Source organism: Weissella paramesenteroides ATCC 33313, from assembly GCF_000160575.1.
Classification (GTDB): domain Bacteria; phylum Bacillota; class Bacilli; order Lactobacillales; family Lactobacillaceae; genus Weissella; species Weissella paramesenteroides.
Window position 1 is genome coordinate 77474 of sequence record NZ_GG697129.1, and the last position, 21318, is coordinate 98791.

At 37.5% G+C, this 21318-nt stretch carries 22 protein-coding genes, 1 tRNA gene, 1 pseudogene and 1 other annotated feature; of the genes and pseudogenes, 3 read left to right on the forward strand and 21 right to left on the reverse strand.

Features of this window, described 5'->3' with window-relative positions:
• From HMPREF0877_RS03250 to HMPREF0877_RS03260, 3 genes are all read right to left on the reverse strand, one after another.
• Positions 1-1152: a tyrosine-type recombinase/integrase gene (locus HMPREF0877_RS03250; protein WP_002827782.1), complete on the reverse strand. Its 1152-nt coding sequence runs from the start codon at positions 1150-1152 to the stop codon at positions 1-3.
• A gap of 187 nt (positions 1153-1339) precedes the next feature.
• Positions 1340-1672 (reverse strand): hypothetical protein, encoded by a 333-nt coding sequence (locus HMPREF0877_RS03255; protein WP_002827783.1) that lies wholly within the window; start codon positions 1670-1672, stop codon positions 1340-1342.
• A 133-nt stretch (positions 1673-1805) separates the two neighbouring features.
• Entirely contained in the window at positions 1806-2192 is a 387-nt protein-coding gene (locus tag HMPREF0877_RS03260) for a hypothetical protein (RefSeq protein ID WP_002827784.1), read from the reverse strand.
• Between the two features lie 179 nt (positions 2193-2371).
• Here HMPREF0877_RS03260 and HMPREF0877_RS03265 point away from each other — a divergent pair, with 179 nt between their 5' ends.
• Positions 2372-3301 carry a site-specific integrase gene (locus HMPREF0877_RS03265; RefSeq protein ID WP_002827785.1) on the forward strand — a complete coding sequence of 310 codons (930 nt, stop codon included), beginning with the start codon at positions 2372-2374 and terminating at the stop codon, positions 3299-3301.
• An 81-nt stretch (positions 3302-3382) separates the two neighbouring features.
• Here the strand turns inward: HMPREF0877_RS03265 and HMPREF0877_RS03270 are convergent.
• Positions 3383-3946: pseudogene (locus tag HMPREF0877_RS03270) on the reverse strand (restriction endonuclease subunit S); the annotation flags it as partial.
• Between the two features lie 28 nt (positions 3947-3974).
• Here HMPREF0877_RS03270 and HMPREF0877_RS03275 point away from each other — a divergent pair.
• Positions 3975-4541 carry a restriction endonuclease subunit S gene (locus HMPREF0877_RS03275; RefSeq protein WP_002827788.1) on the forward strand — a complete coding sequence of 189 codons (567 nt, stop codon included), beginning with the start codon at positions 3975-3977 and terminating at the stop codon, positions 4539-4541.
• Between the two features lie 143 nt (positions 4542-4684).
• Here HMPREF0877_RS03275 and HMPREF0877_RS10380 read toward each other — a convergent pair whose 3' ends face one another.
• The 14 genes from HMPREF0877_RS10380 to HMPREF0877_RS03345 all read right to left on the reverse strand — a co-directional run bounded on the left by HMPREF0877_RS10380 (position 4685) and on the right by HMPREF0877_RS03345 (position 18302).
• Positions 4685-5884: a restriction endonuclease subunit S gene (locus HMPREF0877_RS10380; RefSeq protein ID WP_002827789.1), complete on the reverse strand. Its 1200-nt coding sequence runs from the start codon at positions 5882-5884 to the stop codon at positions 4685-4687.
• A complete protein-coding gene (locus tag HMPREF0877_RS03285) occupies positions 5871-7472 on the reverse strand; it encodes a type I restriction-modification system subunit M (RefSeq protein ID WP_002827790.1) in 1602 nt (533 codons plus the stop codon). Before HMPREF0877_RS03285 ends, HMPREF0877_RS10380 begins: the two co-directional genes overlap by 14 nt.
• A gap of 13 nt (positions 7473-7485) precedes the next feature.
• Positions 7486-10464, reverse strand: a complete 2979-nt coding sequence (locus HMPREF0877_RS03290; protein WP_002827791.1) for a type I restriction endonuclease subunit R — start codon at positions 10462-10464, stop codon at positions 7486-7488.
• A 145-nt stretch (positions 10465-10609) separates the two neighbouring features.
• Entirely contained in the window at positions 10610-10963 is a 354-nt protein-coding gene (locus HMPREF0877_RS03295; RefSeq protein ID WP_002827792.1) for a hypothetical protein, read from the reverse strand.
• A 368-nt stretch (positions 10964-11331) separates the two neighbouring features.
• Positions 11332-11643, reverse strand: coding sequence for a 50S ribosomal protein L27 (gene rpmA, locus HMPREF0877_RS03300; protein ID WP_002827793.1), 312 nt, complete (start codon positions 11641-11643; stop codon positions 11332-11334).
• Between the two features lie 25 nt (positions 11644-11668).
• The gene (gene rplU / locus HMPREF0877_RS03305) at positions 11669-11971 is read right to left on the reverse strand and encodes a 50S ribosomal protein L21 (RefSeq protein ID WP_040760485.1); all 303 of its coding nucleotides are present in this window, start codon (positions 11969-11971) and stop codon (positions 11669-11671) included.
• Positions 11972-11999: 28 nt separating this feature from the next.
• Positions 12000-12075, reverse strand: a sequence feature (ribosomal protein L21 leader region).
• 157 nt (positions 12076-12232) lie between these two features.
• A tRNA-Arg gene (locus HMPREF0877_RS03310) sits at positions 12233-12306 on the reverse strand.
• Between the two features lie 64 nt (positions 12307-12370).
• Entirely contained in the window at positions 12371-12886 is a 516-nt protein-coding gene (locus tag HMPREF0877_RS03315; protein WP_002827796.1) for a hypothetical protein, read from the reverse strand.
• Between the two features lie 4 nt (positions 12887-12890).
• Positions 12891-13916, reverse strand: coding sequence for a hypothetical protein (locus HMPREF0877_RS03320; RefSeq protein ID WP_040760487.1), 1026 nt, complete (start codon positions 13914-13916; stop codon positions 12891-12893).
• A gap of 1 nt (position 13917) precedes the next feature.
• A complete protein-coding gene (locus HMPREF0877_RS03325) occupies positions 13918-14796 on the reverse strand; it encodes a hypothetical protein (protein ID WP_040760488.1) in 879 nt (292 codons plus the stop codon).
• Positions 14797-14944: 148 nt separating this feature from the next.
• Positions 14945-16291: a type I glutamate--ammonia ligase gene (gene glnA, locus HMPREF0877_RS03330; protein ID WP_002827799.1), complete on the reverse strand. Its 1347-nt coding sequence runs from the start codon at positions 16289-16291 to the stop codon at positions 14945-14947.
• A gap of 35 nt (positions 16292-16326) precedes the next feature.
• Positions 16327-16674, reverse strand: coding sequence for a MerR family transcriptional regulator (locus HMPREF0877_RS03335; RefSeq protein ID WP_002827800.1), 348 nt, complete (start codon positions 16672-16674; stop codon positions 16327-16329).
• A gap of 65 nt (positions 16675-16739) precedes the next feature.
• A complete protein-coding gene (gene miaA / locus HMPREF0877_RS03340; RefSeq protein ID WP_002827801.1) occupies positions 16740-17663 on the reverse strand; it encodes a tRNA (adenosine(37)-N6)-dimethylallyltransferase MiaA in 924 nt (307 codons plus the stop codon).
• Between the two features lie 9 nt (positions 17664-17672).
• Positions 17673-18302, reverse strand: coding sequence for a glycerophosphodiester phosphodiesterase (locus tag HMPREF0877_RS03345; RefSeq protein ID WP_002827803.1), 630 nt, complete (start codon positions 18300-18302; stop codon positions 17673-17675).
• A 73-nt stretch (positions 18303-18375) separates the two neighbouring features.
• Between HMPREF0877_RS03345 and HMPREF0877_RS03350 the strand changes: the two genes are divergently transcribed.
• Positions 18376-18558, forward strand: coding sequence for a DUF3042 family protein (locus tag HMPREF0877_RS03350; protein ID WP_002827804.1), 183 nt, complete (start codon positions 18376-18378; stop codon positions 18556-18558).
• Positions 18559-18641: 83 nt separating this feature from the next.
• Here HMPREF0877_RS03350 and HMPREF0877_RS03355 read toward each other — a convergent pair whose 3' ends face one another.
• From HMPREF0877_RS03355 to HMPREF0877_RS03365, 3 genes are all read right to left on the reverse strand, one after another.
• Positions 18642-19031 (reverse strand): rhodanese-like domain-containing protein, encoded by a 390-nt coding sequence (locus tag HMPREF0877_RS03355; RefSeq protein WP_002827805.1) that lies wholly within the window; start codon positions 19029-19031, stop codon positions 18642-18644.
• Between the two features lie 160 nt (positions 19032-19191).
• Positions 19192-19980: a COG3942 and LysM peptidoglycan-binding domain-containing protein gene (locus HMPREF0877_RS03360; RefSeq protein WP_040760490.1), complete on the reverse strand. Its 789-nt coding sequence runs from the start codon at positions 19978-19980 to the stop codon at positions 19192-19194.
• A 267-nt stretch (positions 19981-20247) separates the two neighbouring features.
• Positions 20248-21216: an ROK family glucokinase gene (locus HMPREF0877_RS03365; RefSeq protein ID WP_002827808.1), complete on the reverse strand. Its 969-nt coding sequence runs from the start codon at positions 21214-21216 to the stop codon at positions 20248-20250.
• Positions 21217-21318: the final 102 nt, after the last annotated feature.

The window sequence follows — 21318 nt, forward strand, 5'->3', positions numbered from 1 at the left end:
TTAGATAACTTCCAAAGCATCACGAACCACATTGGCTTGTGATGCTTTTTCTTCTGGCATCAAGTGCGCATACACTTCTTGTACCATTGCTTGGGTATCACCTAATACATTAGCGACATACTGTAACGACTGATTACCACCTTCACGTGATAATAAGTAGCTCGCATAAGTATGTCGAAGTGAATGTGTTGAAGTTGTTTGCCCCACTGGTATCTGACAGATTGTATGTTCTAGTTTTTGTACATAGTAATTCACACTGCTTGCATCTGGTACATTACCAAACTTGGTGATGAATAAATGCTGCTCGTGATTTCGATGACCATTCAGCATTAACAACCGATTTTGTTCAAACCGCCATTCTCTTAAGCGCTGCAATAAAAATTTGGGTATCGGTATTGTCCGATATGAATTTTTGGTCTTAGGTGCTTTACTATCGTGCACCGTTCGTGAATAACTTGAGTCAACGCGTAACGTCAGTTTGATTTCGTCAAGATCATCCTGTCGCAAGTCAATGGCCTCACTTACTCGCATACCGGTACATAAAATAACCAGTATAACCATCGTGTAAGGTGTCATCTGTGATATTGGTCGTTGTTTTAGTGCTTGCAGTAACTGTTTGTACTGACTGATACTAATAAATTTTTGATTGGCATCCTTACCCAAACGTGCCCCTCGAATGTCTATTTCTTGCATGGGGTTTCGCTTGATAACTCCTTCCGTAACCAAACTGCGACAATACTTTCCGACATGTACCTTGATTTTCTTAATCGTATTTTTAGTATAGTTATCAGCGATTAATTGATTGAACAACTTTTGGCAATGTCGACGATCTAGTGTTTTCACTAACCAACCTTCACAATATTTTGCAAGGATCTTTCCCGTAAAATAGTAGCCTTTTTCTGTTGCTGGACTGACCTTACTAGTCACAAAAGTAGCCACCCATTCATTATAAGCATCCGTGATTTTGGCATCATCGCCAACATAGGTTGTCCCTGAATGCATATCCGCATTCATTTCCAGTAACCATGCTTTGGCATCACTCACCGTCGTAAAACTTTTTGATTTACGTTTACGTGTGTTACCCGATCCAATGCTAGCGGTTGCCTTATATTTGCCACTTGGCATTAAATCAATTCCCTTGGGCAATTTCATTTTTATGACCTCCTTCTACAAAAGATAAAAAAATAAAGCATCCTCATTTTCAGGATGCTTTATCTAACCAATTTTTACGTCGTTGTATGAAAATATAGCTAATTCACTTAACGTAAATTAGCACTTACTTCAATTAACGCTTTGCCAACTGCAATCATCATTTCTTTCACAATAATTGAGATAATGTCTACTGCCATGTACTTTCACCCACTTTCTTTTCAAAGGCAACATCACCATGATACAAAGCTGCTTTACCGATATAATTGCCAGCCAAATCATAATAAACGACTACCAACAATTCTTCTTTTTGGTTGATCGTCCCAGCTAACATAAAACAATTGACTGTCTGCTTGGATAATAAAAAAGATGGCACCATAGTCGGTTCCATCTCATCAATATCCAGTCTGACATTATCCAGCCCTGAAAAGTCTATTCGTTGCACATTTTGCATATCTAACAAACTCACGGCCAAATATACGATATCTAATTCTATTTCTGGCACTATACGTGTAACATCCATATCTTCCTCCTATACAAAAAAGAACCAACAATGACATGTTGGTTCTTATAATTAATGTACTAATCATACATTTTTAAGATATGTGTCTGAAAAATTGTTAACAACCTACCTGGTTGTTGCTAGTGGTCATGTGCTAATCATTATTGATCGCTGGCCATTTCTCTACTACTAAATTATCCTTTACCTCTTGTGCTTGTTCCAATGTTAACCCAAATGTCTGACCTGCTTCATCAACCCCTAAGACAACAATCCCTGTACCAACTTGTGGTAGCAAAGCCATCCCAAAATATTCTTGTCCAAATTGCACACGATAGGCACTTGCAATACCGGTCGCTAAGGCATCATCACGAACCCAAGCGTCATATCCTATTTTTTCATCTGTCGCTAGACGTAACGCAATAATATCAACTGCCCCTTCAAATGTTTTATATAGTTGGTCGTTGTTTCCATTACCTGACCATTTTGTAATTGTTGGCACAATATACTGGCCAATCATATCGTATACCACTGCATATTCCATTGTTTGTTTCTCCAATACAAATTTTTAACAGATTATACTGTCATCATTAAAATATGTATTTGATACTTCAAAATCGTACATTTTTGAATCAACTTCGTTGCTTTTTATTGAATAACTCTGAATGATTTTAGTACCTCACTATACGATACAGTCAGGTAATACATTCAGGAGGTGACCTTATGTCACAAAAAAACACTTTACTTTTTCATGAATACTATCTTCAGTGGATGACACTTTATAAGGAGGGAGCTGTTCGTCAAATAACCTACGCCAAATATCAACAAACGCACAAGCAGTTAAGAAAATTAGTTCCCGATTTATGCTTATGTGATTTAAATCGCCAAGTTTACCAAGCACTATTAAACACTTATGCGGAAACTCACGAAAAGCAAACTGTACTAGATTTTCACCATCAGGTAAAATCTGGTATATTAGACGCTCTTGAAGATGGTCTACTAACCGTAGACCCAACCAGAAAAATTGTCATCAAAGGGACCATAACGCAACATCACAAAATTAAATACCTTAACCAGCAACAGTTAACAAAACTTCTCGCTCAGCTTAACTTAGGTGAAGAACTTTCAATTGATTATTTTTTCCTATTAGTTGCAAAGACTGGTCTTCGTTTTAGCGAAGCCTTAGGAATTACACCTGATGACTTTGATCTATCAAGGCTAACGCTTTCGGTAAATAAAACCTGGGATTATAAGTCAAACGAAGGTAGTTTCTCGCCAACCAAAAATACTGCATCAATGAGAAAAGTACCCATTGATTGGCAAATCGCGATGCAGTTTGCTCAGTTAGTTAAGGATTTACCTAAGAATCAACCAATCTTCATTACAAATGGCAAAAAGTTTTATAACGAAACTGCTAACGATAAGCTTGCCCGTTACTGTCAAAAAGCTGGTATTCCAGAAATTAGTGTTCATGGACTGCGCCACACTCACGCATCATTACTACTTTATGCTGGCGTTTCCATTGCCTCAGTTGCACAACGACTTGGTCACTCAAACATGAATACAACACAACGAACTTATTTACACGTTATACAGGAGTTAGAAAATGCTGATACTGACAAAATTATGCGTTATCTAACGACATTAATGTAATACAAAAATTTCATTACAAAAATATTATTCAAGACCATGTAATTTCGACATAAACCATGGTCTTTTTCTTTAGTCTAACGCTTATGGTAGATAAAATTGCAGCGATAAGGTGTCATTTCGGTAAAAAAAAATAAGCTTACTAATTCGCTGGTTGACAGTTATTAGAGTATCAAGGTACTGAAATAATGTTCCTATCTTAACTTGTTCTTTGTACTCAGGTAAATGAACCTCAAATATAGATAACGCTTCTTTGGTTATTGTCTTAATAGTTCCACCAGGAGCTCTACGTTTCTCTATTTCAAATTTTTGTTGCAAGGTGTATGCCCAAAAATATTCATTAGTTGGTTTTACATAGTTTTCGAAAATAAGTAATGTGCGATCGACATATGAATCATATTGAGTAATGGCAACACGTCCAATACTCCCTTGTAGGGTAATAACCACTTTACCCTTAGGAACAAATACACTCTTTGACTGAGCTAACTTACTAATTTTTTGTTTTGTATCATCTACAAGCGTTAATTTATTAGTAACATCGACAACTTGCACAAAGGGCATAGAATCTTTTCCACCATACCATTCTTTATTTCCATATGGTTGTGGAAAAGAACCACGTCTATAATTAGCGTACTCTCCTAACCTACGCTTTTCCCAAGTTTATATTATTGAAGTAATGTGTCCTTCTGTTATTACTTGGGAAAAGCGTAAATTGGGCGATAATATTATTCAGTATAATGAACATACTATTGAAAATAATCAGTACCCTGTTTTTACATCTTCAAGAAAAGGACTGTTTTTTCAAAAAGACTATTATGATGGTCATCAAATAGCATCAGTAGATAATACGGGATACAATATTGTACCAAAAGGATACTTTACTTATAGGCACATGTCTGATGATCTTATCTTCAAATTTAATATAAATGACTTAGCTGATTATGGGATAGTAAGTACTTTATATCCAGTATTTACCACGACTGAAAATTTAGATGCAATGTATCTTATGTATCAGTTAAATGAGGGAACAGAATTTAAACGGTTTTCACTTCTTCAAAAACAAGGCGGTTCAAGAACATACATGTACTTCAGCAAGCTTAAAGAATTGAAACTAACAATACCTAATATTAAAGAACAAAAGTCCATCAGTGAGTTATTCAAACAATTGGATAGTCTCATAACTGTCAACCAAGATCGAATATTAATTTTACAAAAATCATCAATTTTTAAATTAACGCTTTAAAAAATGCCATCAGAATTGACTGATGACATATTAAAAATATTCCTTTTTAATCTAAATAGTTGATGTATATCATGAATAGTGATTATCTATAGAAACGCAATATTATAAAAAAGAATAAATCATACACTGATTTCAAAAAATATTTACACAAACATCTTTTGTAATAAGGCTTTTTTCTCTTGTTTTAGAAGATCTACTCTACGCTGGTTGACAGTTATGAGGAAATCAAATAAGTATAGTAGTTCACCAATTTTTTCCTGCTCATCCAGATTAGGTATAGATATAGATGTATTTAAAATGTTTTTATTATACAATCTCTTGATTGTGCTTCCTTCAACTCCAGACCACCTAACTATTTTATAAAATTGTTCAAGAAACTTGTTGTCTATTTGGCCATCATGTTCAAGCCATACAATGTTAGAATCCTGAAAGTATGCGTCTTCGCCATGGTACACAACAGTTTTGCCTATGCTACCTGATGCTGATATCAATACATCACCATTTTTAGGAAATGGATATTTAGCCTTGTATTCTGTAAATTTTTCCCTTGTAATAAATGAGTCTGCTATTTTACCGAAGGTTCCAATTTTATAAAATGGTACATCACCATAATCAAAGGTTTCTGACTTAAATATCCGTTTGTTCATAGCAACAGAACCAATGTCACCTAGCTTACGCTTTTCCCAAGCGTCAGTGTATCCCGCAAAACGTATTTGAGGATAATTTTCCTCATTTTTTGGAAACATTTTTTGTAAAAAGCCTTTTTTCAATTCTTTCAGCAAATCAACTTTACGCTGGTTGACAGTTATCAGCTTGTCGATCTGTTTAAAAAGTCTACCTATTTTTTTCTGTTCAAAAATTACAGGAACAGATAGTGGAGTTTCTCTAAGTGCTTTTAAACCTAAATTTTTGATTGTCGTCCCTGTAAGACTATTCATAAAATAACTATGAACAGTTTTTGTTTGTAGATAAGCATAAATAAACTCTTTATAAAAATCAGAAACAGTAATGAATGCCGCACTCTTTCCAAGAGATATTTTCTCCCCATGATAATAGGCTAAGTTCCCTATAGTTCCATTTATTGACATTAAGATTGTATTATTTGTTAGCCCTTGGTCTACAGACGATTGGGCTGTTTCAGCAACGTGTTTTGTCTCTTTTGTAATCTTTATTTCACCATCAATAAAATTATTGCCATTTACAAAATAAACATTTCCCTTTTCAAAATATTTTGGTGTTCCATGTAATCCATCTCCAATTTTTTCAGAGCCATCCAATAACTTACGCTTTTCCCAAGCGTCAGTGTATCCCGCAAAACGTATCTCTGGTTTATCCTTTGGCATGATCAGTACCTCCAATTAAGTTCTTGGCTGCATTGATTATGTCTTTGTTATCATCATTTACTGCTAATTCATTCATCATTTGTAATAGAGATTGCTCAGTAGCTGCAATTTCTTGATTAACTTCGGTCATCTCTTGACTAACTTTAACCAAATCGACTGGCTCTTCCTCTTCAAATGTATCAACATAGCGAGGAATGTTGAGGTTGAAGTCATTTTCCTTAATTTCATCGAACGTCGCTACATGTGCATACTTATCTGCATCTTCACGTTTTAAGAACGTCTCCACAATCAAATCAATATCTTGTGCACGTAGCTTATTGTTATTCTTTTGTTTTTCAAACCCTTTAGATGCATCAATGAACAAGACATCATCGCTTGTACGATTCTTTTCTAAGACCATAATAATCGTTGGAATACCCGTGTTGGTAAAGATTTTTTCTGGTAAACCAATCACAGCTGAAATATTATGATTTTCAAGTAGTTGTTTACGAATCCGTCCTTCTGCTGCGCCACGGAATAATACACCGTGTGGCAAAACGATCGCCATCCGACCATCTTGCTTTAAGTGATACAAACAATGTTGTAAGAAAGCAAAATCAGCTTTTGACTTAGGGGCTATACCCGACTTAAACCGTGGATCGTCTTCTCGATTCGTGTTATCCCATTTTAGTGAATAGGGTGGGTTAGCCATAACAGCATCAAACATCCGTGGGCTATCAACTCCCTCAACAACTCCGTCTGGCCAATCCATATTCAACGTATCCGCATTATGAATATGAATATCATTGTACTCAACACCATGCATCATCAAATTGATACGTGCCAAATTATATGTTGTCGTAATGACCTCTTGCCCATAATATTTAATTGCGCCACGGACACCATCATTATGCATATATGAAGCCGTGGTCAACAGTAATGAGCCTGATCCCAGCGCTGGATCATACAAACTGTATTCCGCCATATCTTCACGACCAGCTGTCAAAATTCGAGCCATAATATCTGAAACTTCATGGGGAGTATAAAACTCTCCCGCTTTAGCACCAGAGTTGGCTGCAAACATACCAATTAGGTACTCGTACAAGTCACCTAAAACATCCGAACTTTCGTCTAGTTCAATTTGATCAATAAGACTTATCCAGTCCATTAAAGTCTTCGTACGAGTTTGCGTATTACTCCCCAAGCGACTTGATGCTAGATCCATATCATCAAAGATACCTTCAAAAGTACCCTTAGCACCTTGCTGAATACCTTGATTAAAATGGGTTAAAGAATCAGCCACGTTTGTAATGTTAAACTGGTCAATGTTAATAGCTGCTTGCCAATCACTAAACATATCACCTGGTTGAATAACATACCCTAGTTTACTTTGCATAAAACTAGCTGCTTTTTCAGGATTCTGTTGCCAAACATTTTCCCACGTTTCTCCACGTAATTGCGTATTCAACCAACTTTGCGCTTTTTCTGACAGAAATTTGTAGAACATTAAGCCGAAAATATAATTCTTATATTCAGATGGTTCAATCTTACCTCTGGTCTCATTTAAAGTTTTCCAAATTAATGTCTTTTTATCAGCAGTCAATACCATATTATTTTTTTCCTTACTTATTTGTTGTTATATCTGCAAAATACTTTAGTAGTTCATTTTCAAAATCGGCAGTACCAAAGAACCCAATCGCTAATTTATCTTCAATCTCTTGTAGCTTAGTATTCAACTGTGGATTATCCACCAATTCAACACCGGGTAAGTATAACTGATAAGCACTCATGATTTCATTACCATTGTAATTATGGTCTGCCGCCCATTTATAAACTTTCAGCTCTTGTTGCTCATGACGAATTTGCTTACGTACCTTCTTCAGGATTTCCGTATCAAAATGTTCTTGATAAGTACCATCTTCAATACCATCTAATACTGAATTAATTTCATCCCGACTAACTTGATCTAATGGTTGTACATGATCTTCAATTGCCTGACGCTTTTCAGTAGTTATCTGATCCATATAGTCATTTAACAAATCAACTAGCAAATCGTAATCAATAATTTCACTAGCAAATGATTCCATAGCAATCTTAATATTGGTCACATCGATTTTCTTCTCTGGGGGTAATAACTCATTAACATCATTTAAGCGAGCTTGTAAAGTATTTAGCTGATCAATATCTGCAATATTTAACTTTGTTTCTTGCCCTTGCACATCTTCGACTGAACTGCCGAGCGCATAGCCTTGTTGCGTAATTCTTTGTACCTGGCCATTAACCTCGGCTGCTGTTATAGCAAATTCAAGCCTATCTTTTTCAGAACGTGGTAATTGTGAAAAATCATCACCAGCTAATTCTTGCAATCTGGCAATTTTGGGGTTCAATTCACTAATTTGGTCAGCCAATCTTGGTGCTAACACATCGTCATCCATTAATTCCTGTTGTTCTTGTGCATTAAGTGGCTTGGTTGCATCTGTTATTGTGTCATTACCACCTTTAGTATAGATAACCAACGCATTTTTGACATTTTCCGTCATGACCGAACCTTTACGATAGAAACGTACTTTTCCATATGGTTTTGCATTTTTATTAATCGTTCGGTTGGTACGTGACATTGCTTGAATTAACGGTCCTTCAGCCATAATTTTGTCCATATAAATCACATTAACATACTTTGAATCAAAGCCTGTTAATAGCTGGTCAGACACAATAATCAAATCTAGTCGATCGTCATCATTTCCTTTGTTATATGGTTTTTTACGGGCCAGTCGTTTCGTAATATCATTCAAGTAAGCCCGTTCAGCATCTTGATCTTCTAAAAAGTTCCGGGTACCATAACGATTCATGTAATCCTGCATACCTTGCTTCAAAGATGCTTGCAAATCCGAAGTACCTACACCATTATTTTCATCGCGTGAATAGGTCATAGCCACTCGAATTTCAGGCGCAATTTTCTTGAATAGGTTATAATATGCTACTACTGCTTGTTTACCTGAAACAGCTAAAATCCCCTGAAATTGATTAGGCTGGCGGACACCCATTTCGATAGGTCCACTGGCAATTTTATCCCAATTATCCTTAATATCCTGAACCACCAATTGACGGAATGGTAAACTTGTATAGACTTCTTTTTCCAAATCAGCTTCTGAAAGCTTTGCTTCATTATCGGTTTCATAAGTAGACTCATAGTAGGTAACGTCGAACCCAAGCACATTACCATCACCAATGGCATCTTTAATTGTATAACGATGTAATCGCGGACCAAAAATATCAAAGGTTGAAATGTTCTTCGATGTTTTGACTTCATTAACTTCATCGCTATAAAAGTTAGGTGTCCCTGTAAAGCCGAACCAAGTTGTCCGTGGTAGGTTCTTTTTAATACGGTCTACTGCATCACCACTAGCAGAACGATGTGCCTCGTCCATTAAAATAACCATGCGATTCTTTGACGCAAGACCAGACTTAACAGCTCGATCTAATCCTTGCACAGTAATCAAATAGATATGGGATGTCTGCGTGTGCTTTAGCTCTCGTTTTAGTTCATGACCATTAACAACTTTGATTCTGTTTTCAAAAGTTTTATACGCAAATGATTTAAAATTTTCAAAGGTTTGATTAACTAGATCCACACGATCAACAATGAACAATACATCTTGTACACGCGGCATTGATGCTAACAATTGTGCAACCTTAAATGACGTAACCGTTTTACCTGAGCCAGTTGTATGCCAGACATACCCGCCTTCCTTTTCAACCAAATCGTTATTATTCATTTCACGCATACGATCGAGAATTTTCCGAGTTGCTTGAATTTGATATGATCGCATGACCATCAAATTATCATTGGCTGCATCCGGAATCATATTAACAGTAACAAGGCGGTGTAGTGCTGGAATGCCCATCACTTCATGAATAAATGCCATCGTGTCAGTAACATCTTTTCCATTTTCATCTCGCCAACCAAAAACAAAGTCACGATTATATGATCGTTCATTTTTGGGGCGTGCGAAATAGTGCGCTGAGTGCTGTGATAGAATAAATTGCACCTGTACAAAAGAAAAGAGCCCCGTATACATTCCGTCACTATCATATTTTTGTAACTGTTCAAAGGCATTCCATTGATTCTGTAAAGATTCGTCTTTTTCTTCAATATGTGCGACTGGCAATCCATTAATTAACAGTAAAAGATCAATTCGCCTTTTCGTACTCAAACTAAACGCTAGATGATTAAATGTAACCTGGTTAACCAATTCATAGCGTGAATGACCACCAGCTACTTCATCTCCATAAAAAATTTCTAACTCTAACTGGCTGCCATCATCACGATTCAAAGGTAACGTTCCGACACCGCCTGCACCTGCTAACATAAGCTGTGCATCATAAGGGGTCTTATTCTGATTGAGTTCCAACTTAACCTGTTCAAACTCATTATCAGTTAATGGCACGCCGTCTAACCGCTGCGCATTATTTTGATTCAAAATATCACGCCAATGATCATATAATCTATCGACCGTTACTCCTGAATAATCGCGTAAATACTCCCAACCTTCAGCTCTTAACTTTTGAATTACGGCTTGTTCAAACTTATCTTCTGCCATTCTTGATTATCCCTCTAATAATCTTTCTTTTTTATACGTCATCACTGTAATTATCTTACCATAATTCAATTTCTATATTTCTGATATACAAATTCTTTTCCTAATTTTTTTGGGGTTCTGAAAAGTGAGAAGCGGGCATTCTATCTTAATCTAGATCATCATGTGAATTTCTATGCTTTGTCTCTTCAGAAATTAATTCATTAGCTATATAGGCTTCTATATCTGCTGTATCTTCAGATGTATCATCTGCCGTATTATTGTCGACAATGCTACCTTCAACGTGTGGCGGAATAGAATTATATTCCACTATTTTGTGAGCGAACTTCACAGATAAATACCCAAAAACGATACAGGCAGTTATATCTTTGATTTTCGGAAATGATAAGGATAACGTCACTAGATGGGAGATAAATTCCCAAGCCCCGATTGCTAAAGAAAAATAGCCAAATATCAAAAATATTGGTGCAACATCTTCTAGTTCGTACATTATTTTTTTCATAAGTCTTACCCCTCTAGTCCATAAATTGAATCAACTGCAAAATTTCTGGTACTACTTAATTACATTGTACACACTATTTGATCTTCTTCATTCATTTTTGGGGTTATTGGGATGATTGGGGTGATATTTTTTATTAGCCCAAAAAATATCAAGATCAACCATGATCCACCCATTGAATAAAAGTAGTGACAAGCAGGTGACAACTGGTGACATTTTTGGAGTCAATTAAGGTCAATTTTGAACAGATTTACGATAACCACAATTTTCCTATTCAATATAAGTCATACGCATCAATTCTCACAAATCCTATCATAGCAACAAAAAATGACCTTACTAACCGAAATTAGTAAGGTCATTTTATTAGCTAATTACTTAGCGATGATTTCTTTGTATTCTTCGCGAGATACAACTGATACTTGGCGCTTGTCACGGCCCAAACGACCGAACTTTACAACACCATCAGTCAATGCGAACAATGTATCATCGTTACCACGACCAACGTTAACACCTGGGTAGATGTGAGTACCACGTTGGCGGTAAATGATTGATCCAGCTTTGATGTCTTGACCGTCAGCACGCTTTGTACCTAGACGACGACCAGCTGAGTCACGACCGTTGGCTGATGAACCACCACCTTTGTGGTGAGCAAGCATCGTCAAGTTATTCAAATTTAATTGCATGATTTAAATCCTCCTATCCGATGGCTTAGGCAATTGAGTCAATGACAACCTTAGTATAAGGTTGGCGGTGACCTTGCTTAGCATGTGAGTGCTTCTTTGGCTTGTACTTGAAAGTAACAACTTTCTTTTCCTTACCTTGCTTCTCAACAGTTCCTGATACAGTAACACCTTCAACGTAAGGTGCACCTACTTTGCCATCAGCGAAGACAACTTTGTCAAAGACAACCTTGTCACCTTCTGCGGCATCCAACTTCTCGACGTAAATAACGTCACCGGCAGAAACTTTGTATTGCTTTCCACCGTTCTCAATGATTGCATATGCTGCCATGAGTCTGTAGACCTCCATAAAAATTTTTGTAAAAACTTAGACTCACCAATGCCCGCGAATTCAAAGAATTACTTAATACAGGCCATGAGTGGTTGCAGTTTGTGAGATTCCACAAACACAACGTATACTATTATAACCTAATCATTGATCAAATTCAATGATAACAAGTTGATTGCCTTAAATAAGTACCATAAATTTACTGCAAAATAAAAAACAAGTCTTAGAAACGCTGTTGTATCAACATTTCTAAGACTATATCAATGCAACTGGTGGGACTCGAACCCACAACCGCTCGGGTAGAAACCGAGTGCACTATCCAGTTGTGCTACAGTTGCATATCAAATAGATGGAGCAAATATGCATCCGCCTCATCTATTGTACGTTTATTTGCATAATGAATCAAGCATAGTTGTCATTAAAATTTTCCTGCACTGCAAGATGAAGATCATGTTGCGAAATTTTCAACTCCACTAAGCCCAATTTCAGAAAGGAACGCCAAGCGTGCGAGAAGTCTGCTTGTCGCTTTTGATGATAACTATTGAGCAACATCGTCTTAATGCCCATAAATTGATGTGCCAAATGCCTTTGTGGAAAACGTTCAAACTGTGCAATGTCTTCATCAGTCATGACCATTAGGTGTGTCCACTGTTGTTTTAAACTGATGGTTAAAAACTGTACAAAAGCCTGACTATATAAGGCTAATATTTCTTGTTCATCACGCAAAGGCTGTTGTCCAGGTACATTCAATAGTACTGACTGCGTTTTAACTGCTAGCTCACTTAAACTAACATCTAAATTCAAATAGTCATTCAACAAAATTTGTTTTGGACCAATTGGTGTTTCCCATTGCATACTGACGTCGTGCATCATGACTCTAGTTTGTCGCAAATACATTGCAATATCTAACTCTGTCATCTGACTACGACTCCTCTGATGTAGTGAGCGGCTGAGGAGACAATACTTCTGGTTGCACCGTGTCCTTTTTGGCCGCTGCTTCTTCGTGTGCAGTTGCTTCTTGTAAGTCCTGATCAAATACAAGTGGTGCACTTTCAACCTCAATGTATTGTCTTTCAACCAAGTACCAAGCACCAATAAAGTCATAATCTAATAGGACATCCAACCATGACACACTATCCTTGCCGTCGATAACTTGGAAGTGCCACCTTTGTGCATCGGTTGCTGTGGCATCATTAACATAAAAGACACGAACTTCAACATTATTTTCCAAAACTAATCCTGCACCATTTGGAATTGCTTGTAAGAAATAATCCGAATCGGCTGATAACACAAAGAGCCGGTCTAAGATTCCTGCAGGCATTTCTTTTTGGCGTAGTGGGTATAGGAAATCATCTGTTGTCTCCAAAATATTGTAATCCACTTGATAACCAAATGTTGCTGCCATATACCGACCAAAATCGGTTAATAGCGTAACAAGTGGCCGAATACGAGCAACCGTTGTTTTCTTACGGAAATTTTCCACCAACAAATCCGTAATTGCTTCTGCGTTAAAGAAAATTTGTTTCCGAGTTAATGACCAATAGAATAAGCGCTTATCAGTTCCTAACTCTTTAAAATAAGCACCCCCATTTTGGTCTTGATTAACTTCAAATTGGAAAGTTGCTGGTACATCCAATTCTGGAAATACAAGCGTCAATTCTTCACGATCTGCCGGTGTTAAAATATCATATGCTGAGACTTTTGCAAAACTCAACAAGCGATCGAGTGCTAACATATACCAATCCGCTTGTGAGTATTGACGTGGTACAACAACCCATTCAGTATCAAGGGTCGCTGTTGTTAGTTGTTGTGCAAGCAAATGTACTTTCTTAGGATCATCTGCATTAGCCAATTCATTAACTTGAGCCAATAATTGCTGAATACGGCCAATATCATCAGCCAGAATATTAACATATGAATCAACACGTTTTTGTAGGTGTTCAGTCATCTTAAACACCTCCTTGCTCAGAAGCAACCGCTAAGCTACCAACATATTCCTCATACAAATTACCAACTGCTTGTTGAAACGCTTCAAACGTCCCAAAAGTATCCGTGATTGCTCGTTGCTCATAAATTAAAATCGTATCTTCTTTTGAATAATTCAAAATTTGGGTATTATTTTCAGCAATCAGTGCTGGTACCGTTTGCGCTTTAGCATCAGCTGAGTCCAAATGCTTTAAACGTTCTTTCAATACTTCACGTTGCTCTGATTGACCGCGGTTCCCAAATAAGCCGCCACGCTCCTCAGATGCTGATAATTGTGCTAGCAATTGTGTACGTTCCGCATCACGTTGATTTTGTTCATCAACAATTTTTTGCAACGTCTCATTTGCTCGGGTAGTATCTTCAATAACTTGTGCGTTATATCGTTGTCCACGTGCTGATAGTTCCACTGCCTTGACGAGCTTTTCATATTCATCATCATTAAAAATAAACTTAACAGATAATGGATCCAGGATACCAAAGTGGCGCCGATCCCACCAGTTTCCAAAGTACAATTGGAAAACACCTAACTTTGTTTCTTCATAGTAAAAGAAAGGGAATTTTTCAGATAAATAATTAATTAACTTTTGTCCCAAATGATGACTCAGTTCATCTTTCATATCATCAACTAAAACTGATAATGGTCGATTTATCTCTGCTTCAGACTTTTGACGTATTTTTAGATCATATTTCTGACTATCTAATAGTTCATATACCTGTCGGTCGTCCCCCGCAACAACCGCTGATTGAATACTAGTCAAGTAGTCTAGTTTCATCTGCAATTTTTGTTGTAATACGGATTGATTCGACGGTAAATCTGTCTGAATGTATGGCGTACTTTCCATCTCAACCCCTCCTATTTTTATAATCATTAATAAATTGATTAGATTTGGCGATTAAAATAATGCCTACTACTATCATACAACCTAAACTTAAAAAACAGCGCGACTTGAGGACAAGTTAGCGCTGTTTTTTATAAGTTTTAAACAAATTTTAGTATTGTTCTAGGTATGTGTCAATTTCCCACTGTGAAACTTCACGACGGTAAGCTTGATACTCAAGACGCTTAGCATCAACGAACGTACGACCCATGTGTTCACCAATTGCTGCCATAACAACATCATCGCTATCCAAGAAGTTAATTGCTTCGAATAATGTGTCTGGCAAATCAGTAATACCTGCACGACGACGCTCAGCATCATCCATTAAGTAGATATTACGATCAACCGCATGATTTGGTTCCAATTTGTTCTCAATACCATCTAATCCAGCAGCCAAAATAGCTGCGAAAGCTAAGTATGGATTAGCGGTAGGGTCCACAGAACGTAATTCAAGTCGGGTTGAATTACCACGTGATGCTGGGACACGCACCATTGGTGAACGATTTGATCCTGACCAAGCAACATATACGGGTGCTTCATAACCAGGTGTTAGACGCTTATATGAGTTAACAGTTGGATTTGTAATTGCTGTAAAGTTAGCTGCGTGCTCTAATACACCGCCTAAGAAATGGTAAGCTGTCTCTGAAAGTTGTAATTCACCATCTTCATCATAGAATGCATTACCTTCATCAGTAAACAATGACATATTCGTATGCATCCCGTTACCATTGATACCAGAAATTGGCTTTGGCAAGAAGGTTGCGTATAGACCATGCTTGCGAGCAATAGTTTTAACAATCAATTTGAATGTCTGAATATTATCAGCTGCATCTAAAGCATCAGCGTACTTGAAATCTACCTCATGTTGTCCTGGGGCAACTTCGTGATGGGCCGCTTCAACTTCAAAGCCCATTTTTTCCATTTCAAGTACGATTTCACGACGAGTATTTTCACCCATATCCAAAGGTGCCAAATCAAAATAGCCACCTTTATCATTCAAATTCATTGTTGGCTTACCGTTCTCGTCCATCTTTAGCAAGAAAAATTCGGGCTCAGTACCAATATTGAATTTCGTAAAACCATCCGCAGTCATTTGCTGTAAGACACGCTTTAAGTTATTTCGTGGATCACCAGAAAATGGCTCACGATCAGATGTGTAGATATCAGCAATAAGACGTGCCACTTTTCCACCATGTTCATCAGTTGCCCATGGGAAAATCATAAACGTTGATAAGTCAGGATAAAGGTACATGTCTGATTCTTCAATACGCACAAAACCTTCAATAGATGACCCATCAAACATTAAATTATTAGCTAAAACTTTCTCTAATTGAGAAACCGGCACCTCAACATTTTTAATGTTGCCAAAAACGTCTGAAAATTGCAGACGTAAAAATTCAACATTTTCATCAACAATTTTCTGTCGAATATCATCTTTTGTGTATGCTCTACGTACCATTAGTTCAATTCTCCTTTATCCTATATCACAACATCTTAAAATCTTTGTTGACCGTTAAATCGACCAATATTTAATAATTCGTCAGCTAATATATGACGTAAACTTTCCTCGGAAGGATCTGTATTCTTTTGTTTACGCTGTTGTTTTTGATCAACTTCATGAATTTCAGCAACAGTGTAACCCGCATCCAAATACTCAGCAATCTGTAGCAGACGATCAACATCTTCCAATGAAAAACGCCGTTGTTTACCCGCACCTCTGTGTGGTTCAATTAACCCCTGCTGGTCATAATAACGTACTTGACGATCTGTTAAACCCGTCAATTCTCGCACAACGCTCATTGGTAAGACAGCTAAATCACGTCGTAATTCTCGTCCACTCATATCACTGACCTCCCTATGACTAGCATATTACCACTCTCGCGCACGTTGTTGGTCATTAATGTCAGCTATTCTAACATAAAGTTGTTTAATTGGTCCATAATTTGGTCTAGTTCGTCAGGTTGTTGCACTAGGTCAAACCAGCGAATATCCTGGAACTGGTTATTAAACCACGTCATTTGACGCTTTGCATATCGACGTGATGCCTGTTTTAACCTCATCACTGCCTCTGCATAAGACTCATCGCCTGTCAGGTAACCGAATAATTCTTTATAGCCAATTGCTCGTTTTGCCGTACTTTCAGCCGGTAAATGATAAACTAATTCTGCCTCAGCTAGAACTCCTGACATCATCATGTCATCAACCCGTTGATTAATACGTTCATATAATAAAGATCGCTCAGTTTTCAGGCCAATAATGAACGCATCATATTGGCGTTTGGGTTCTGGCTGTAATGAAGAAAATGGCTGCCCGGTCTGAGTACTAACCAATAGCGCACGGACCAATCGACGAATTTGTCCTGGTAAAATTCGTGCTTCACTGACAGCATCAACTTCTTTTAAAGCATCTCTGACAACCTGCTCACCATCCCTATGAGCAATTTCTGTCCAATGTTGTACGAATTCTGGATCATCAATATCAGATGTTTTCGCTAAAGGTCGATCCCCTAATAATGCCTGGACATAAAATCCTGTGCCACCAACCAATATCGGTAATTTTCCCCGTTCGCTAATATCAGTGATTGCCTTTTGTGCAGCAGTCACAAACTTTGCTGCAGAATAATTTTCATCAGGATCTGCAATATTAATTAAGTGATGGGGAACTTCTAGTTGTTCAGCAACCGTTGCCTTTGCTGTGCCAATATCTAAGTTACGATAAATTTGCATGGAATCCCCTGACACAATTTCACCGTTAAACTTTTTGGCTAATTTAATTGATAGTGCTGTTTTACCAACTGCAGTCGGACCCACAATGACAACAATTTTTTTCATAATTAATTTTTATTTCCTTCTTCGATATTTCAGTGCTTGGCTTATATTATCAGTGATAATTGCCGAAACTGCCGTATGCATCAACAGCCACGTCACGCTTGGTCGATTAATTGTCCACCAATAAGTTGGTAACCACCAAGGTGAAAATATACGCAGCGGCGCATAACGATAATCCAGGTTAACTTGCTGAATAATTTTATTTTTTGCCAATTGCCAACTTAGTCGATTTGGATAATGTCGCAAATAACCAATGGGGATTTCTTTATCCAATGCCCGCCATTCACGTAATGGTCGCTCCCAAAATGATTGCAACATCAGCTCGTTATCTAGTGCAGCCTCCTGCAACTGCTGATAGAGCTCCTGCGCCCCTTCACTGCCTTTCAATTCAATTAACAGAAAGCCATGATACTTTGATGCTTTGATTAAGTTTAAAAATTCCTGAAAGGTCGGTAAATTCGCAGTTTCTTCTTCATTTATATCGTGCTTTAATACTAATCGATGATTGGCCAATTGAACATCAAGCTCTAATCCTTCTGCATCCATATCAATTGCGCGTTGGAAGGCAGCTAATGAGTTTTCTGGTGTCCCATGATCATGCACACCACGATGGGCAATGATTGTTTGTTTTGATAAATGCATTTTAATACCTCTATTTATTAAATGCTGTTAAATATGTTAGAATAATCTTAATAAAAATTTGGAGGATCATCGTATGAAAAAATTTGGGGTTGGCGTTCTTACCGGAGTAGCAAGTACTATTGCAGCTGCAGCAACTGCGGCTGTGACTTTCCATAAGATTGCAGTAAAACCAATTACCGATGAAGAGGCAAAGTTTGAAGATACTGAGCGTAAGGCTGCTCGTAAAGCCGCTCAATCACACGGTAACCGTTTCTAATAATTACATGATAACAAAAAACCAGCTAGATGGCGTATTAACCTTTTTCATAAAGTTAATACAATATCTAGCTGGTTTTACTTTTACTGATTGGTCTTTACTTTACCTTTGTAGTCAACAAATCCATTTTTTAAAACATACAATTGGTTGTAGCCTTCTTTTTTTAACATCTTGGCTAATCGAGCGGCAGTCTGCATATTCTCATCGTACAAAAATACTGGTCTGTCCTTACGCAGTGCAGCATGGTTTTCCTTTAACATTACGTACTGAATATTACGGGCACCAAAGACATGCTTTGACTTAAACTTGGCAGGTTCACGTATATCAACAATATCATGTCCGTGACTCTGTGATTCAAAATCCTCGGATGATAGAACTGTCGCAGATTTTTTCAACATGTTGTTTGTCCACAACTTGTTACCAACGTACCACAAGAACCAAAGTAAAATAATCGTAAATAGCGTTATCCACATGCTATAATTCCTCATTTCTTAACTCATACTTATAATATCATATCAAAAATTCGAACAGAAATCTTTTAAAAATCCTAGAACACTCAAAAAAGCTAGGACTCTGTTCTAAGATCCCAGCTTTTTTGAAATTTACTTCTCATTTATTATTTAAGGGTAATAATTAATGGATGAATGTCAAACCTGAGGCAGAAATTGTACGTGTATGATAAGCCATACCAGCGTAGTTACCTTCAGAAATTGTAATTGAGTTGCCGTTAACTGAGTCAACAACAGCAACGTGTCCCAAAGCACCTGCACCTTGCACACCTGCGCCAAAGACAACTACTGAACCTGCTGATGGTTGACCATTAACAACACGGCCTGCTGCGGCAGCAGAAGCACCCCATCCAGAAGCATTTCCCCAGTTGTTACCAACCCATGATAATGCGTTCTTCACAAACCATGTGCATTGTCCAGCTGGATATGAATTACCTGCTGTACTGTAAGTTGGTGCAGCTGGTGTTGCTACTTCAGTAGTAGCAACTTGTGCTGTCGTAGTCGTTGCAGTTTTTTCAACGTTTTGAGTTTGTGTGTTTGTGTTGTTAGTTGATGCCTTGTCATTAGTTGTAGTTGCTGAAGCATCCAACTTCAAAACTTCGCCAACGTGGATTGTATTTACGTCTGACACACCATTTGCTGATGCAATTTCATCAACTGACAAATCAGTTGCAGCAGCAATTGTTGAAAGCGTGTCACCTGACTGAACAGTGTATTCCTTACCAGCTGTTAGTAAGACAGATTTAACATCTTCAACAGTTTTTGCACGCCATGAAGCATGTGAGTCATTGCTATCTTTTGTTTCATCAGCAGATGCAGTTGTTGTTTGTGTCATTGGTAAAATTGCAGCGGCAGCAGCAGTTGCGGCGGCAATCAACCAACCCTTATTTGAACGTTGTGCGTTTGAAGTCATGTGTTTATTCCCCTTGATTTGTGATTGTTCTCTCAGCGATGTTTTTATAATAGCAAGTTGATTTAACATCCGAGTTACATTGATATAACAGTATTTTAATAAAAATTTAGGGTTTACTTGTTATTAAAAAATCAAGCGCCCTTCAAAAATGTTGTTATATCAACGATTAAAAGGAATTTTAAAGACTTTATTAAGAAAATAGGCAATCTTTACAAAAAAATAATTTGTAACATTTTGTTACAAATTATTCAAAGGTGTATTTATTTTTTAAGCCTGGGCTTGCAATGCCAAGGAAGCTGCACCATAAGCGCCTGCATCATTACCCAATTCAGCTAATTTCACTTCTGTCACATCACGTGTCATCTTAAAGGCAAAATCATTGAAATTCTTTTGTACTCGCGTTAGCAAGAACTCACCTGCTGCCGAAACACCACCACCGATAACAATTGCTGATGGATTCAACATGTTCGCAATATTTGCTGTGGCTAGACCAAGGTAAAAGGCAACCTTATCAACAACCTCATTGGCTAGGTAATCGCCTTCCTTGGCCAAGTCAAATACGATCTTTGAGGTGATTTCATCACCATTTGAGACCATTGCCTTCAATTTTGAATCACCAGCATAGGCATCTGCATAGTCATGTGCTAAGTGCACAATTCCTGTTGCTGAAGTGTATTGTTCTAGACAACCATAGTTACCACAAGTACATAGGTAACCACCAGGCTCAACGATCATATGACCAATTTCACCTGCTGATCCTTTAACACCATGGATTAATTTACCTTCATTAACTAATCCACCACCAACACCTGTTCCAAGCGTCACAAAGACTACTTCCGGTTGATTGTTTCCAGCACCACGCCATTGTTCACCCAACGCTGCCGCATTTGCATCATTATCAATTGCAACAGGGAAACCTAACCCAGCTTCCAAATCTGCCTTTACATTTTGTGGTTCTTTCCAATTTAGATTGAATGCTCCCTGTACCGTACCGTTCTTTTCATCGACAGTACCTGGTGTCCCCATACCAACACCAATGATGCGATCTTTATCTAATTGATATAAATCAAGATGATAATTAATTGACTCAATAATATCAGGAACAATATGGCTCCCTTCGTCAAGAATATTGGTTTGAATAGACCACTTCTGTTGAATTTCACCAGTTGCCGTCATAATTGCAAATTTAATTGTGGTACCACCCAAATCAATACCAATTAATTTATCTTTCGCCATGATTTAAAACCTCTTTTTCAAAAAAATATTATAAAATCTCCAACACTTTCTGTACCATTATAACGGTATCTAAACGATTACACAATAGATTTGTGAAAACGT